The 14,781-nt window shown below is 59.6% G+C and carries 16 protein-coding genes and 3 pseudogenes; 10 read left to right on the top strand and 9 right to left on the bottom strand.

The window, feature by feature from the left end:
• The 6 genes and pseudogenes from M3I54_RS41415 to M3I54_RS41390 all read left to right on the top strand — a co-directional run.
• On the top strand, positions 1-233 hold a 233-nt coding region (locus M3I54_RS41415), incomplete at its 5' end, for a transposase (RefSeq protein ID WP_254342412.1).
• A complete protein-coding gene (locus M3I54_RS41410; protein ID WP_254345932.1) occupies positions 230-1,453 on the top strand; it encodes a PAS domain-containing sensor histidine kinase in 1,224 nt (407 codons plus the stop codon). The genes M3I54_RS41415 and M3I54_RS41410, both read left to right, overlap by 4 nt.
• A complete protein-coding gene (locus M3I54_RS41405; protein WP_254345930.1) occupies positions 1,450-1,824 on the top strand; it encodes a response regulator in 375 nt (124 codons plus the stop codon). The genes M3I54_RS41410 and M3I54_RS41405 overlap by 4 nt, the downstream gene beginning before the upstream one ends.
• A 141-nt stretch (positions 1,825-1,965) precedes the next feature.
• Positions 1,966-2,094 (top strand): annotated as a pseudogene (locus M3I54_RS41400) (transposase); the annotation flags it as partial.
• 991 nt (positions 2,095-3,085) lie between these two features.
• Positions 3,086-4,606: a sensor domain-containing diguanylate cyclase gene (locus M3I54_RS41395; protein WP_254345929.1), complete on the top strand. Its 1,521-nt coding sequence runs from the start codon at positions 3,086-3,088 to the stop codon at positions 4,604-4,606.
• A pseudogene (locus M3I54_RS41390) lies at positions 4,607-4,744 on the top strand (IS30 family transposase); the annotation flags it as partial.
• Positions 4,745-5,034: 290 nt separating this feature from the next.
• Here M3I54_RS41390 and M3I54_RS41385 read toward each other — a convergent pair.
• The gene (locus M3I54_RS41385) at positions 5,035-6,519 is read right to left on the bottom strand and encodes a Na+/H+ antiporter NhaC family protein (protein ID WP_254345928.1); all 1,485 of its coding nucleotides are present in this window, start codon (positions 6,517-6,519) and stop codon (positions 5,035-5,037) included.
• Positions 6,520-6,589: 70 nt separating this feature from the next.
• The gene (locus tag M3I54_RS41380) at positions 6,590-6,808 is read right to left on the bottom strand and encodes a BON domain-containing protein (protein WP_254345927.1); all 219 of its coding nucleotides are present in this window, start codon (positions 6,806-6,808) and stop codon (positions 6,590-6,592) included.
• 532 nt (positions 6,809-7,340) lie between these two features.
• Here M3I54_RS41380 and M3I54_RS41375 point away from each other — a divergent pair.
• Positions 7,341-7,817, top strand: a complete 477-nt coding sequence (locus M3I54_RS41375) for a carboxypeptidase-like regulatory domain-containing protein (RefSeq protein ID WP_254345926.1) — start codon at positions 7,341-7,343, stop codon at positions 7,815-7,817.
• A gap of 37 nt (positions 7,818-7,854) precedes the next feature.
• Here the strand turns inward: M3I54_RS41375 and M3I54_RS41370 are convergent, their stop codons facing one another.
• The 5 genes and pseudogenes from M3I54_RS41370 to M3I54_RS41350 form a co-directional block, all read right to left on the bottom strand.
• Positions 7,855-8,373, bottom strand: a complete 519-nt coding sequence (locus tag M3I54_RS41370; protein WP_254345925.1) for a DUF308 domain-containing protein — start codon at positions 8,371-8,373, stop codon at positions 7,855-7,857.
• A 48-nt stretch (positions 8,374-8,421) separates the two neighbouring features.
• Entirely contained in the window at positions 8,422-8,520 is a 99-nt protein-coding gene (locus tag M3I54_RS45585; RefSeq protein WP_254345924.1) for a phospholipase A, read from the bottom strand.
• A gap of 40 nt (positions 8,521-8,560) precedes the next feature.
• Positions 8,561-9,871 (bottom strand): annotated as a pseudogene (locus M3I54_RS41360) (basic amino acid/polyamine antiporter); the annotation flags it as partial.
• A gap of 33 nt (positions 9,872-9,904) precedes the next feature.
• On the bottom strand, positions 9,905-10,639 hold the full coding sequence (locus M3I54_RS41355; protein ID WP_254345923.1) for an IS6 family transposase: 735 nt from the start codon (positions 10,637-10,639) through the stop codon (positions 9,905-9,907).
• A 9-nt stretch (positions 10,640-10,648) separates the two neighbouring features.
• Positions 10,649-10,996, bottom strand: coding sequence for a hypothetical protein (locus M3I54_RS41350; RefSeq protein ID WP_254345922.1), 348 nt, complete (start codon positions 10,994-10,996; stop codon positions 10,649-10,651).
• An 82-nt stretch (positions 10,997-11,078) separates the two neighbouring features.
• Here M3I54_RS41350 and M3I54_RS41345 point away from each other — a divergent pair, with 82 nt between their 5' ends.
• From M3I54_RS41345 to M3I54_RS41335, 3 genes are all read left to right on the top strand, one after another.
• Positions 11,079-11,783, top strand: a complete 705-nt coding sequence (locus M3I54_RS41345) for a 2OG-Fe(II) oxygenase family protein (RefSeq protein ID WP_254345921.1) — start codon at positions 11,079-11,081, stop codon at positions 11,781-11,783.
• A 369-nt stretch (positions 11,784-12,152) separates the two neighbouring features.
• Positions 12,153-12,380, top strand: coding sequence for a hypothetical protein (locus M3I54_RS41340; RefSeq protein WP_254345920.1), 228 nt, complete (start codon positions 12,153-12,155; stop codon positions 12,378-12,380).
• Between the two features lie 1,115 nt (positions 12,381-13,495).
• Positions 13,496-13,687, top strand: coding sequence for a hypothetical protein (locus M3I54_RS41335; RefSeq protein ID WP_254345919.1), 192 nt, complete (start codon positions 13,496-13,498; stop codon positions 13,685-13,687).
• Between the two features lie 78 nt (positions 13,688-13,765).
• On the opposite strand, the gene M3I54_RS41330 is transcribed toward M3I54_RS41335, so the two are convergent.
• Positions 13,766-13,924, bottom strand: coding sequence for an NAD(P)-binding domain-containing protein (locus M3I54_RS41330; RefSeq protein ID WP_254345918.1), 159 nt, complete (start codon positions 13,922-13,924; stop codon positions 13,766-13,768).
• A gap of 39 nt (positions 13,925-13,963) precedes the next feature.
• On the bottom strand, positions 13,964-14,428 hold the full coding sequence (locus tag M3I54_RS41325; RefSeq protein ID WP_133191105.1) for a zinc-binding dehydrogenase: 465 nt from the start codon (positions 14,426-14,428) through the stop codon (positions 13,964-13,966).
• Positions 14,429-14,781: the final 353 nt, after the last annotated feature.

Raw genomic sequence — 14,781 nt, 5'->3', positions numbered from 1 at the left:
ACCGAAACGTGCGGTTGCATTACACGCCGACCTATACCTCCTGGCTAAATCAGGTGGAGAACTGGTTCTCGCGCATCCAGCGCGACGTGATTGCGCGAGGTATCTTCACCACGGTAAAGGATCTGGAGCGCAAGCTGATGCGCTATATCCGCGAGCACAACAAGAATCCCAAGCCGATTAAATGGAAGTATGACGATCCATCGCGGCGAATTCGACCAGTGCCATTTCAATGACGCAGTCGACTAGTGCTTTCGACGAGCTTGCGGCATACCTTGAGGCAAAACGTGGCCTCGTAACACGGCAATGGCTCCGTGCCGTGCGGTCCGACCCATCGATAGAGCAGGCTGGCAGGTTGACGACAGCTCAGCTGGTCGATCACGTACCGTCGCTCTACGAGGAAATCTGCGCTGTCCTTCGCGCTGCCTCGGTACAGCCAACACTTGCGCAACTACACACTGACGCAAAAAAGCATGGTCGTGACCGCTGGATGCGCGGATACCATCTTGACGAGCTATTTCGCGAACTAAACCAGTTGCAGCGATGCGTGCAACAGGCAACCCGCGAATTCTTCGCGGGCATATCGGTGTCGCGGAACATTCAGGCTGCCGGTCATCAACTGATAGAGGAATTGTTTAGCGCGACCATCCACAGTGCAATCAGGCAACTTATCGACGAACAGGACGGGCGGATCGCAACGACCATCGGTGAGCGGGACCTTGCTCTCGCCGCACAGCAAAAGAGCGAGGAACGGCTTCGAATGGCTGCTTCGGCCGCCGGCCTGGGCATTTTCGAGTGGCGCGTCCCGACGCTCACGGGTGTCTGGGAAAACCGGCGCATGTACGAAATTACAGGACAACCCGATTCCCAGGGGCCCCTGTCCTGCAAGGCGTTCGTCCGCGAACTTGTACATCCCGATGACGCCGACGCGCTAATTTCGCGCTACACGGAAAGCATGCAGCAGGAGGGCGACTTCTATTCGGTTTTTCGCATCCTGCGCATCGTTGATCAAACGCCGCGCGTCGTCGAGATGCACGGCCGGTTCCGGAAAGGACCGGATGCGACAGTCACTTCCTTCATCGGCACGCTAGAGGACATCACGGAACGCACCCTCGCGGAAGAATTACTTAGGGAGACGGATCGTCGCAAGGACGTTTTCCTGGCAACATTGGCCCACGAACTTCGGAATCCTCTTGCGCCCATTCGTAATGCCGCGCAGATCCTCAAGCAGATCAGCCCCGCAACTCTGCCCGAAGTCCAATGGGCAGGCCTGACTATCGAGCGCCAGTGCGCCCATCTCACCCGCCTGATTGACGATCTGATGGACGTGTCACGCATCAGCAGCGGCAAGATCCGTTTGTGTCACGAAGTGTTCGATATCAGGGAAGCCGTACGGAGTACGGTTGAGGGCAGCACGCCAACTGCGAGCGAGCACAGCCCCGAAGGGAGCGGATGACGCGACTTCGCGTTCTGATTGTTGATGACAACCACGACGCAGCCGAATCGCTGACGATGCTCCTGAGCGAGCACGAGGTCCAGAGCGCGTACGATGGGGAAGACGCCCTGGCGATTGCGACAGACTTTCATGCCGACATCGTCATCCTCGACATCGGTCTGCCGGGAATCAACGGGCACGAACTGGCACGGCGACTCAGGGCACAGCCTGGTACCGCGCGTGCCGTACTGGTTGCCCTTAGCGGATTCGGGACGGCCGAGGACCGCGCCCAATCCCGCGAGGCCGGATGCGAGCAGCACTTCGTGAAACCGGTCGATCCGCAAGCGCTCATCGACTTCCTACGCGTGGTCGCGGCGAGATCGGTGCCTTGATCTCAGTGACAACGGCGGCTTGCCGTGGTCGGCCTTCAGGGGATGTCTAGCGTGCCCTAGTCTCGGTTAGAAGGTGTTAAAAAACGCAGACCCAACCCAACGGATGTATCGGACGACGAGTGGTACTTCGCCGCTCCGTACCTGCCATTGATGACCCAGGACGCGCCTCAGCGTCGCTATGAATTGCGCGAGATGTTCAACGCCTTGCGCTGGATTGTCCGCGCGGGTGCACCGTGGCGTCTGTTGCCCAATGACTTTCCGCCATGGAAGACCCGAGCAACGATCCCGCGCGCTCGGCTAACATCCAGCAGCTATGGACCAAATTAAATTAGCTATACGAATTATGTTTCGTGTCAAGGTAAAACGTTCGCTCTTATCTTTATGTAAAATTCAACCGGGTCACGTTCTGGCTTCCGATGTCCCGTCTGGCAGAGTCGAGCAAGGCCATTCGGGGGTCCGGCAGAGGTGTGCTGCCGCTCGCAATGAAGCTTCCGGGCCAGACCTTCGCGTCCGGACCGAACCGCTGCTTGCGCCCTCGCGTGCTGGCAACTGACAGGCCGGTTTGGATGGCCTCTCGCGGACCAGGTTGAGATCGAACTCGGCAAGCGCGGCGAAGAAACCGTGCAACGATCGTAAGCGATCCACGATCGACGCCCCTCTGAGAGCGATGGCGGAGCACGTGCGGTGTGGTTGGTGTGCCTTTGATTTCCGTGCAGGTTTCCGGTTAGATGCACCCAAGTCGCGCGCTGTCGGTCAGGCACATCAATTATTGTGAGCGCCGGATCGTTGACAGCACGGTGCGCGGGCCCTGCGGAGGCGACTGCACAATGCAAACGACAATTAGCTCGCAGACGCACCGGTCGCTGGTGAGCGAGATCGGCCGGTAGACAGCAACCGACTGATCCTTAATCGAAAATATTGGGGGCCGCAAGGCAATGCCCCATCCGGCTTGGGTGTGCCTAACCGGAAACCCGAAGAAAAATCAAAGGGATCCCGGGAAGCAATTAGAATCCTCAAGCCATCGAAGAAATTCCGCCGTGATTGCCACGGTGACGACGTAGCTTTGGGAAATGGCTCCTCGCTGCTACCAAAATACTCAAGTAATGATTATGTCAGGTACCGCGCGGAGATAATCCGGGTTGTATCGCTAATGGCGCGCGGGTAAATACGACGATGAGCTTTTCGGAAAACATGCGCTGGCATCGCCGAACTGCGCTGAGAGTCCTTTGGGACGCGCGAATGATCTGTTTTCTGAGGCTCCATGCGTCGACGGTTAATACCTTCTCTGTTCCGATATGTTCGGTCGGCCGCCGCCCGGATGTTGTCACCGACCGGAGTAATTGTATGCGGAGTCTTTCTGTCACTGTTCGCATGCGGCCTGTCCGTATGGAGCCTTTACGACTCACGTCTTGATGCCTATGAACACGCTGAGGAGAATGCGCGAAATCTGATGCTGGTCATCGAACGCGACATTGCCCGCAACGTCGAACTTTACGATCTTTCCTTGCAGGCGGCTGCGGACGGGGTGGCCGACCCGCAGGTCATGGCCCTTCCTCCGAAGATCCGAAGCGAAGTCTTGTTCGATCGAGCCGCCTCGGGTAAGTACCTAGGTTCCATCTTCGTGATGAATGAGCGGGGGGACATCATCCTTGACTCCCGGTTCATCCGCGCGCGCGTGGGGAACTTCGCTGACCGTGACTATTTCACGTTCCACCGCGACCACGGCAACGCCGGCCTCTACATCAGCAGACCCTATGCCTCGCGGCTGCGGGGTGGTGCGCTTACGATTGCGTTGAGCCGCCGGATCACCCGTGCGAACGGCTCTTTCGGTGGTGTCGTGGTCGGGACGTTGAGCATTGACTATTTTCGCGCATTACTGGATGGCCTGTCGGTGGGCGAGCACGGAACAGCCGCCGTGGTTGAGACAAACGGAACCATGATTACACGATTGCCTTACGATCGGGACGTGGTCGGACGCGACATCCGGAACGCACCCGTTTTCATTCAGGCGATGTCGACGAACGAAGGTGCATTCACCGGCACTGCATCGATCGACGGGGTCCGCCGACTCTACGTGTACCGGCGTTTGGCGGGGCTTCCGATCATTGTCGATGTGGCACCTGCGGAAACGGATATTTACGCTGGGTGGCAACAGCGCGCCCGTCGACTTGCAGTCCTGACGGCCGTATTCAGCGCGATTATTGCCGCCGGCTCGTTGGTACTGTCGCGGGAACTTCAGCGGCGGCAGCTTGCGGAGTCACGGCTGACGCGTCTGGCGCGCACGGACGCACTCACAGGACTATGCAACCGGGGTACCTTCGATGAAACGCTGCAGAAGGAATGGAAGCGGGCTCATCGAACGAGGCGTCCGCTCTCATTGCTGTTCGTCGACATCGACCAGTTCAAGGCATACAACGATTACTATGGCCATCAGGCGGGAGACGAAGTGCTCAAGACCGTGGCTCAGTGTCTTGGCCTGTGCGTTCGTCGTCCAACCGACGAGGTGGCGCGGTATGGTGGAGAGGAGTTCGTGGTGACCCTTCCCGATACCGATCCGGCTGGCGCGATGGCAATGGCCGAAACCATTCGGTGCGCTGTCTACGACCTCGATATCGAACACGTACAGAGCCAGCATGGCCGGGTGAGTGTGAGCATCGGGGTAGTCACGACTCAAGGGCGCGCGGGCAACGATGGAACGGTACTGGTGAAGATGGCTGATTCGGCCCTGTACGAAGCCAAATCAGGTGGCCGTAACCGGGTGTGTGAAGCACAGCGCCTATAGAAAGGTGCCGATCTCTCAGTCTATTCGCAGGCAAAGCTCAATGCGGTAGCACGACGGCTCGATAAGCGCCCACGAAAAACACTAAACTTCGATACACCGGGTGAAGGATTCCATCTATCGGTTGCATCGACCGGTTGAATGCGGGCGACTGGAGCAGTATGCTTCCAGGCAAAAGCAACGACAAGAACCGGAATGCGTTAATGAAGGAAATGGCACTATGCGACTGCGCCGCATCACAGCACGATGCTCCTCTGTCCATGGCAAAGGCCTGTTGTGCTTCGAGATCAACCGGAAGTGCAATGCCGTGGCACCATGCACGTTGACTGCGTGACGAAATATGCGCAGGGAAGCATCGAGCCCTCATCATAGGCGTGCGCAGGCGACGGCGTCGCTGGGCGCTCCATCACTCCCCGATATTGTCTGGAATATCAGCAATCTGGAGATTTGGGCTCTTCGTCGTTCGGGGCCGCTGAAGGTACTTGAGGGACGCGTGGCATACGGATACCGGCGTACGCAATCGCTACCGTCAGTAGCGGACTCACCACACAAAATACAGCATAGGGTGCGTAGCTGAGCGTAGGCACGCCAAGCGTCACGGCCATGTACGCGCCACAACTGTTCCAGGGGATCAGCGAGCCCGTGGTTGTGGCCGAATCACCAACGGAGCGCGATAACACGATGGGCGAGTAGCCGCGCGCCGCAAACGCATTCCTGAACATCCGGGCCGGCAGCACGACTGCGATGAACTGGTCCGCCGTAACGATGTTCGTCGCAATGGTCGCCAGGACCAGCGAGCCGACCAGCGCCCCACCGCTCTTCGCCCAGTCGACCACCGGGGCAATGAGGCGTTCGATCGCACCGCACTTCTCGACCACCCCTCCGAATGCGAGTGCCGTGATGATCAGCCAGATCGTATTCAACATGCTGTCCATGCCGCCGCGAGTGAGGAGCGTGTCAAGCGCGGGATTTCCGGTCGTCGACTTGTAGCCGCTCGCGAGCGCAAGCCATACGCCTTTGATCATCGCAATCCACGTAGGCACGCCCTCTCGCGCGCCGGCAAACGCGACGACCCGCCCTGGTTCGATGAAAACGGCAACGACGCCACCCGCCAGCGCGCCAAGAAAGATGGTGGTAAACGGCGGCAGCCGGAACAGGGTCAGGACGACGACAAGCACCAGCGGCGTGAACAGCACCGGCGAGATATAGAATGCGCCCCGCATCGCCGCCACTTCGGCGCTCGCATCAAATTCGCCCGGCCGGCCAAGCAGATAGAACACCGCCAGCGTGATGACGATCGCGATGATGGAGGTCAGCAAGGTCTCGCGCACGTGGCGGTACAGGTCGACGCCTGCCGCCGCAGCCGCAAGGTTCGCTGAATCCGAGAGCGGCGAAGACTTGTCGCCGAAATATGCGCCGGAAATCACCGCACCCGCCGTGATGGCAGGGCTGAGCCCCATGCTATGGGCGATACCCATCAGGCCAATACCGATCGTCCCCGCGACAGTCCATGACGTGCCGATACTGAACGAAATCACCGCACAGATCGCTGCCGCCGTCACGTAGAAGTAATCCGGGCTCAACAGTTTCAACCCGTAATACACCATGGCGACAATGGTGCCGCAGAGCGCCCACGTGCCGATGAGCGCGCCGACCGCGAACAGGATGAGAATGGCGCCGATCCCGGAACTGGCACTTGCATTTGCGGCCTCGCCCAGCGACGCGAGCGAATGCCCCCGCCGCCAACCGACGAATACCGCAAGCATGGTTGCCACAACAAGCGCCACCTGGTTTGGCCCGTTTGCTCCAGCGTCACCGAATAGATAGAAGGACAGACCGACCAGGAAGACGAGGCCAGCGATTGGAATGAGGGCTTCAAACATCGTAACCGGCTGCGGTGACTCGGGCCTCTTCATAGCCATGCTCCGTGTGCTTGCCCAGCGCTGTCGGTGGTGCCACTGCGGTCGAAGTTCAAGAGCGCGCGCCTCAGCGGCCGCCGCCAGGACCGGTTCGTAACGTTAACCGGTTCGTTACCGCCCTCACACCGCGGACTGACCTTGCTGCGTTGCCGGCCCGCGCGATCTGTGAGTGTTGTGGCACCGACCCTGTCAGCGTAACGATGCCGCCGCGTACACGGACGTGAATATTCATGGAATTCAGACCCGGTGTCCGCACGAGAGCACGGCGGACGTCACTAGCCAGCATCGTATCCGACCTGCCTCGCCGCGTAGACGCCGCTACCGCCCCAGTTTGCGCGGACGCATCGACTGGGGGACTTGTACCCGTTTGTGCGCCCGCATAGGTTGTGCCATTTACGATGGCGACTGCCAACAGGGCACCGATGAGTTGTCGCCTACCGCTGCCTCTCATGCTCGCTCCTGGGGTTGCACGTCGTTTCCATGTGTATGAAAAGCAACCTGCGACCGTTTGCAATGCTCTTTGTAACTTAGTTGATTCACTTCTTTTCGATAATACACTAGGCGCTCTCCAATTAATTCGGTCTGCTAACCCGTTTGACGCAGGCTCGTCGCTGTCGTCGTGACACGCTGAACGCGCGGGGAGCCGAAAAACGCTAATCTTTTGTAAGGCCTGCCCGAGCGGCGGAGCACCCGCCGCCCATACTCCGGCCGTAACCCGGAATGCAACGCGTCTCCGGTTTCCTGCAGTCATTATCCAGTCCGACGGACCCGACAGTTAAGTTGCTCGCCCGAAGTCGGCAACACAGCAAGGAGTGGTCATGACAAAAGTGCACTGCAATGCTCCCCGGATCTCATCTAGTATGCTCGCTGCATCGCTCGCACTCGTATTGGCAAGCGGCGCAGTCGCGCAGACTGCCGCTCCCACAAGCGCCAGCGAGATCCACAGGACCGGCATGCCAGCGACGGAACAACAAGGCGACGTATCGTTCGTGTCCGGTGGGGTCGGCCGCGATGAGTCAACGGCGCTCAGGCAGGCGCGCAGCCAGTGGCCGCTGTCGCTGCAGTTCACCGGCCCCGGAGCGTCTTACGTCGCCGACGTCCAGGTGCAGATCGCCAACGCCAGCGGCGCGAGTGTGCTCGATACCCGTACGCACGGACCGTACTTGCTTGTGCGGTTGCCCCCAGGCCGCTATGCAGTTACCGCCACCTATAGCGGCGTTACGAGGAGACAGACTGTAAACGTCCGCGGCAACGGCAGCGCGCGCGCCACGTTCTCGTTTCCGCGCAGTCACTGAGCGCGCGATTGCGCGGCTCCGCACCGAAGCGCCCTTGTCAGGTCTGCACGCGCTTTCGGTAATGTCCGGCAAGAGGCACCAGGCCCATTGCAATGAGATCCACACCGAGAAACACAGAGAGCAATGTGCCTGGAACGTTCGGAAAATTGGCGGCAAGCAATACGGCTAGCAGCATCGACAGCATCGCACTGGCAAAGCTTATGTTGTTGATTTTCGCATCCTGCTCGACTGACGCGACGACCTTGAAGAAGCCGTCGAGGACGAAGAAGATCATTAGCATCACGGTCAGACCTCGCGCGCGTGCACTGTCATTCACAAGGATCAGTACGCCGATAAGCACCGGAACAACGACTGGAGGAATCTTCCGAATGATGAGTTTCCAGCCTTTCGTTACGAAAAGATTCAAGGCATGCACGAAGCCACAGATCAACAGCATCCTCGCGATGAAAATCGGGCCAACAGGAGACCCTGTAGCCAGGGGAACAATGATGCAAAATATTCCCGCGATGACGAGAAGAGTTGAGCTGGCGAGAGGGAAAATGGCATTCTTTTTCATGGCTAGAAAGAAATAAATCCATGCAGAAGTAACAGATTTCCATGGTCTTCAACGCGACACGGCGAAGCCGGTGCGCGCAGCCGACCGGTGCTGGTTGTAATCGAGAAGATCCTCGCCATAGCCGTTGTACTCTCCACGCCTCATCACCGCCCTTCGCCTTGGACATATCGATCTCCACCCGTCCTCATTAGACCGCCATGGCGCCCATGGCCAGTGCTACGACGCCTATGATGGCCGCTACGGCCGCCACGATGAAAATGACCCAGTCGCTCGTGCGCTGGAAAACTCCCAGCTTGCGCTCGCGCCTTGCAATGAAATACAGCACGGTGCCTGGTGCGTAGAGAATCGCCGATAGCAAAATGAACTTGAGGCCGCCGGCAATAATCATGAACAACGTGTAGATCACTGCGACCGAAGCCAAGACGAGATCTCGCGTGCGTTCTTCGGGCCGGACGTCATAGCTCTCGCCTCGTTTCGAGACAATCCACCCGTAGGCGGCGACGAACAGGTAGGGAATCAGCGACATTGCGCTCGTAAGATTGAGCATCAGGGCGAACGCGTCGTACGAAAAATAGGTACTGGCTACCAGGAGTTGCACGACGATGTTCGTGATCCAGAGCGCATTCGCCGGGACGTTGTTGGCGTTTTCGCGCGCGAACACGGCCGGCATGTCCTGATTGCGTGCCGCGGCGAACATCACCTCGGCGCAGATGAGCGACCAGGCCAGATACGCGCCGAGCACGGAGACGATAAGCCCGATGCTCACGAAAATCCCGCCCCACGGTCCGACGACACTCTCGAGCACCGCCGCCATGGAGGGCTGGCGCATGCCCGCGACATCGCCGCGCGGCAGCACGGCGAAAGGCAGCATCGAAACGAACACCATGAGCGCCGTCACCGTGACGAAGCCGAAGATCGTCGCGCGCCCGACGTCCGCGCGTTCCCTGGCATAGCGCGAATACACGCTCGCGCCTTCGATGCCGATAAAGACGGATACGGTTACCAGCATGGTCGCGCGCACCTGACCGACGATGCCGCCCTCTTGCGCCGCGGACCCGATATTCAGGTGGAAAGTCCCGTGCTTGATCACGAACAGGAGAATGACGATGAACACCACGATCGGAATGACCTTGGCGAACGTCACGATGGTGTTGATGAACGCGGCCTGCTTCACGCCGCGAAGAATGAGAAAGTGAAAGAGCCAGATGCCGATCGAAGCAACGAGGATGGCCGTGACTGTATTGCCGTCGCCGAAGACCGGAAAAAACGCGCCCACCGTGGACTTGATCAGCACCCAGTAAGAAACGTTGCCGATGCAACTGCCGATCCAGTAGCCGAACGCGGAGAGGAAGCCGGGATAGTCGCCGAAACCCTCTTTGGCGTAGACGAACACACCGGCATCGAGATTCGGCTTGCGCTCCGCGAGCGCCTGGAAGACGCGCGCGAGCGTGTACATGCCCACGCCCGCCACCAGCCACGCAATGGCCGCGCCGACCGGAAATGAGACGACGCGACGGCAGTTGACAATTGGTCAGAAAGCACTCGACGGATTTTGGGCGAGGCCGGTGAATTCGCGCCATGCAACGAACTGCACCGCGAGTTGTTTGCGATAGAGTGAAGCGCGCAGTAGATGCCGTTTGAGCGCGAAATGTTGCCGGATCGTCCCGAAGCAGGATAGGAATTTCTGTGCGCGTTTTGAATCGCGAAAGCCACGCATGCGCCGCTCGCGTCCGCGTGTCGGTTGATGACAGTTCTCTGCGCGGTTGTTTAGCCGAGCTGCCGCTTTTACGAATAGGTGCTTCACCTTCGCAAGCTCGGAGATCTCGGCCTTGGCGGCCGGATAGCTGCGCAATTGATTGGTGACGATCTTGCGCGGCACCGGGTTCGAGCGCAGCATGCGCTTGAAGAAACGTTTGGCGGCGGCCTTATCGCGCCGCTTTTGTACCAGGACGTCCAGTTCGGTGCCATGCTCGTCAACCGCACGCCACAGCAGGTATGCTTCGCCCCGTAGCGTGACAAACATCTCGTCGAGGTGCCAGATGCTACCGGGCTTGCGCCGCGTGGCTTTCGCTCGATGAGCAAAGTCTTTGCCGAACTTATCGCACCAGCATCGGATCGTCTCGTAGGTCACGACCACCCCGCGCTCGAAGAGCAGTTCCTGGATGTCGCGCAAGCTCAACTGAAAGCGAAAATACCAGCGCACGGCGCAACTGATGACTGCGGCCGGGAAACGGTGACCGTGATAGAGCGATTTCAATTTCTTCATCTCGCCATCTTACGTGACCGACCCAACAACCTGACAACACCATTGCAGGTCCATGTCGACAAGCGAGTTCGACGCGCAGCTCGCGTAGACGTTTCTGTCCTTGGCTGTGAAATCACAGAAGAACATCTTCAGGTGCGGCGTCACCATCCACGTTTGTCCATCCTGCACCGCGTCGATGAATACGGTGTTTGCTGCGAAATGGAATGGCTTGCTGGACGAATCGACAGCGGCGCTGATTTTCGGGCCAAGTGCCCCGATAAACGCTCCCGCCGACGCCAATGTGAACCAGTCACTGACGTGCCGATGATCCTCTCTGCGAACTCGCAAATGCCGCCGATTCCAAAGGGAGGCCGCCATCGGAGCCGGTTCACGTGAATCTCGGTATCCGGATCAAAACGGAGTCGGGGTCAACAACCCATCAAGGCTGCACGAGCAGCAGGTGTACGTGCTTGCCGCTTCCGTGCGTATAGTGATGGATAAGCGTCCCGACCAGCGCGTTGCGCAACCGGCAATGGAAGCCTCCGCCACGGATATCATCCGACTTTTCCCAACGTTCGTATGGCGGCACCGCCTCGAGCAGGCGTGCTACGAGCCGCTTGACCGGGAACTGATGGCGTATGTCGACACGTTGATCCGCAGCGGCGTCGGCACCCGTACCGGCGCCGCATGGCAATCGGGTCACCAGCAACATAAAAGGCCAGAGTTTGCTGAGCTGATCACGCATATCGAACGGGCCGCACGCGACGTACTCACGTTTCTCAGGGTCGCTGATGCCCCGTTTCACATTACTGGCTGCTGGGTCAATGTCCTGGATCCAGGCGGGACACACGCGATGCACAGTCATCCCAACAATTTCCTGAGCGGTGTGTATTACCTGCGGTCGCAAGCGGGTGCCGACACGATCAATTTCCACGAACCGCGCCCACAGGCGATCGTTATCCGTCCACCTGTCACTGAGTTGACGGCTTACAACACCGATCAGGTGGTATTGCCAGTTAGCGAGGGCACGTTGCTGGTGTTTCCAGCCTGGCTAGCACATTCGGTGTCGGCGAACACGAGCGAGCAAGCACGCGTGAGCGTCAGCTTCAACATCATGTTCGCCAACTATGACACCACCATGAGCCCACCGCTCTGGGGAAATTGAAGCGCGGCGCCGCGGGCCTCCAAGGCTTCGCCCGGAAAGCCAGCGTCGTGCGACTATACTTTTGTGATCACCCAGACTGCGTTGCGCGCAATTCGCGAAATCTATACGGCAGATTCAGTTGGCTACGTCTCTAAGGAGGTGGCGTTATGCGCGCGCTCGTGCCGCAAGACACGCCACAGATCGGACCACCCGCGCTCTCGCGGGCCAGCCCGGCGCAGTACTCCGATGTCGCAACAAGACCTCTGCAGCCGAAATGCCGAGAGGGGGAGTAGACAGGCTGTCGGGAATGAGCAGACACCGGAACGGGGGCTGCCAGCGTGCGAGAATCAAGCACCCTCACCTCTTCAACCTTCACACGGAGGCGCTCGCATGAAAGTCGTGATCGAAGTTGAATTTGCCAGCGAACTTCTCGGCTCCCGCTATCAAGGCCCCAGTATCCTCGCAGTGCATGAGGCTGGAGATCCGTTTCCGGGAGTCGATGACCTTATCGAGCTTACCGTCGAGACCAATGTAGAGAGATTCAGGGTGAACGAACGGGTGCTTGCATTTCGCCCTGATGCGCTACACATCACCCTGATCCTCGGGCCGCGAGCGTGAAGGTAACCGCGTGCGCGGCGCGCGCGGTCTGCCCCTCATCACGGGCATAAAATCGCCGCTGCCGAAGCGGATGGCAAGCGTCATCAGCCATAACCAGAGCGCCCGGAAACGTAAAGGCTGAAGGTCTTTCATGGCCTCGATCGAGCGGCTAAAACCAATCCCATGTTTCATCGGCAAACCGTGCTGGATGGCGCAGCAAGAGAGCCCCGACTGCCGCTAGCGGTTCGGGCTTTTGCTTTTTATGCCCCCTTCAGTTCAAGTACCCTGTCGGCAAGACCGCGCGATGCCACGCTGCGTCAGGGCATTCTCTTCGTTCTGAGGACCGTCGTTCGCTGACGTGATCCTCCCGCGGAGATGGGACGTGGCGCCTGCGTAAGTTGTTCCCGCACGTAGCCAGCGCCGCGGCGGCGCGATAACCCGATCTGGCCCTGTGGGGCGCTTCTGCCCGTGGAAGGTTTCCCTAACGGGGCTCGCTTGTTTGAACAGCATGGGCGCCTCACCTGCACTTTCCTGGTTGACGGGCAGCTAGCGGGCCTTTCCCGCTGCAGCACGCACGTCGCAGCAACAACTCCCACACGCGAACTGGAGCGCAGCACCACAGGCAGCCGGCTCAAAAGACCGGCACCCTGGCCGGCGAGCGCGTGAGCAGCAATCCCACGTGCGGTCGATACGGGCCAGGATCGCCCCGCGCTTAACGATCAACAGGGTGTAGGTGGCCAGCGCAGGAGTTTGATATGATGTAACCTGCAGGTTACAATCCCGGGCGTGACGAAGTAGATCATTACGCCCGAATTTGACGCTTGGCTCGCCCGCGTGCGAGACCGCCAGGCGGCGACCGCAATCGCCGGTCGGCTCAGAGCCGCCCAGTTCACACGCTCACGCTCAAAGCCGATCACGCTGCCAAGGTGGGCTGCGATGAGCAGGCGCGAAAGCAGTTCAAGGTCGCTGATCAAGATGAGACTCCGTGGTTCTCGCCGGACTAGGTCCGCAGGCGTCGAATTGTGACATTTTAGTGACAATCGCGCTGCCTCCTGAATCGCCGACAATTGACAGCGGACCATGCGGTATGGGTCTTGTTTGTCGGTCTTTGTCGTCCGCTCGCAGCACATCAAGCCATGGAAATCCGCGTCGGCTACAAACACAGTCTCGCCTCGGCGCCGAAAGAATTTATCGTTCAGGTGCCGTCTCGGGTCATCGCCGATGTACCGGTGAATGTGCCGCGCGCGCTGCTGCCGGAATTCATCACGAACCTGATCGCTGAGCGCTCACCCTCGATCGGCAAAATTCGGAATCTGAAGATCCTTTGAAACGAAAGACCGTCCGGCTGACACTCGACCAGACGCAGCCAGGGCTGCCGCTGAAGCCCGTCTCCGAGCGCGGCGGCCTCAGCTACGGTGCCGGCGCGGCCGCGACCCGCCGGCAACGAGGCTGAAAAGAGTCCGCGGGTCGCGCGAGTTGCTAACGATCACCTCGTGCCCCGCCTGCACCGCCAGGCGAGCGAGGCCACCGCCGATCAGGCCGGCGCCGATAAAACCGATTTTCATCACTGTGTCCAAAGCTTGGAATTGCATCCGTCCGAGCGCTCATCGCGTGAAGCCGGTCTTTCCCCGCGTGCGGCCGTCAATCATCTCGGCGATCGCCGCACGAGCCTCCGTCATCGGCACGACAGCGGCTTCTTCCGGCTTGATGTCGTTACGGATGATGAACTGCATCATGGCTTTCATCTCTTCGTGCGTGCCCATGATGGTGCCGCCTATGTCGATCTGCTCGACACAGATGCGCAGCAGATCGGTTTCCGCGGCATGGCCGGTCGTGACCCCGTGGATCACCACGACGCCGCCGCGTTTGACCGCCCCCAGGTTGTCCGCCCAGGTCATGGCGCCGATGTTGTCGACGAGTGCATCAGCGCGGCGCGGCAACTGATCGCCATGGCGGAATATCCGGTTGGCGCCGAGGCGCTCGGCGATCGCGGCACCCTCGTCATTGCGCGTCGTGGCCCGCACCTCGAAGCCAGCAGCACGACCCACCTGAATGAGCGCAGTCGACATGCCGCCCGAAGCGCCCTGCACCAGCAAGGACGGCGGACGCTGCGCTCATACTCTGCCGTTGACCGGGGCGCTCTCGCGAACTTTCATCACGTATCACATATGATTCAACGTGCCACGAGGGCTGGCTCTCGCAGGAACGGTGTACGTCAGCCAGAAGCCAGGCGTCGATGCGAGCCGGCCGATGGATAGCTTGACGCCGATCTAGTTCTGTCACAAATCGGGAGACAGGGCAACCACCACCGGGTGCCAAGCCAAATTCAGGATGCTGGAACGCGTCGTGCTTGCCAAACCTGGTGCCCCTTCTTCCATCGCACTCGGGAGACCTGTCATGCAAACCGGACTCACCACCGGTT

The organism is Paraburkholderia sp. CNPSo 3274, from assembly GCF_024206475.1.
In the GTDB taxonomy this organism is placed as follows: domain Bacteria; phylum Pseudomonadota; class Gammaproteobacteria; order Burkholderiales; family Burkholderiaceae; genus Paraburkholderia.
The sequence above is the reverse complement of the archived record's forward strand: the minus strand, read 5'-3'. Positions and strand labels throughout refer to the sequence as shown.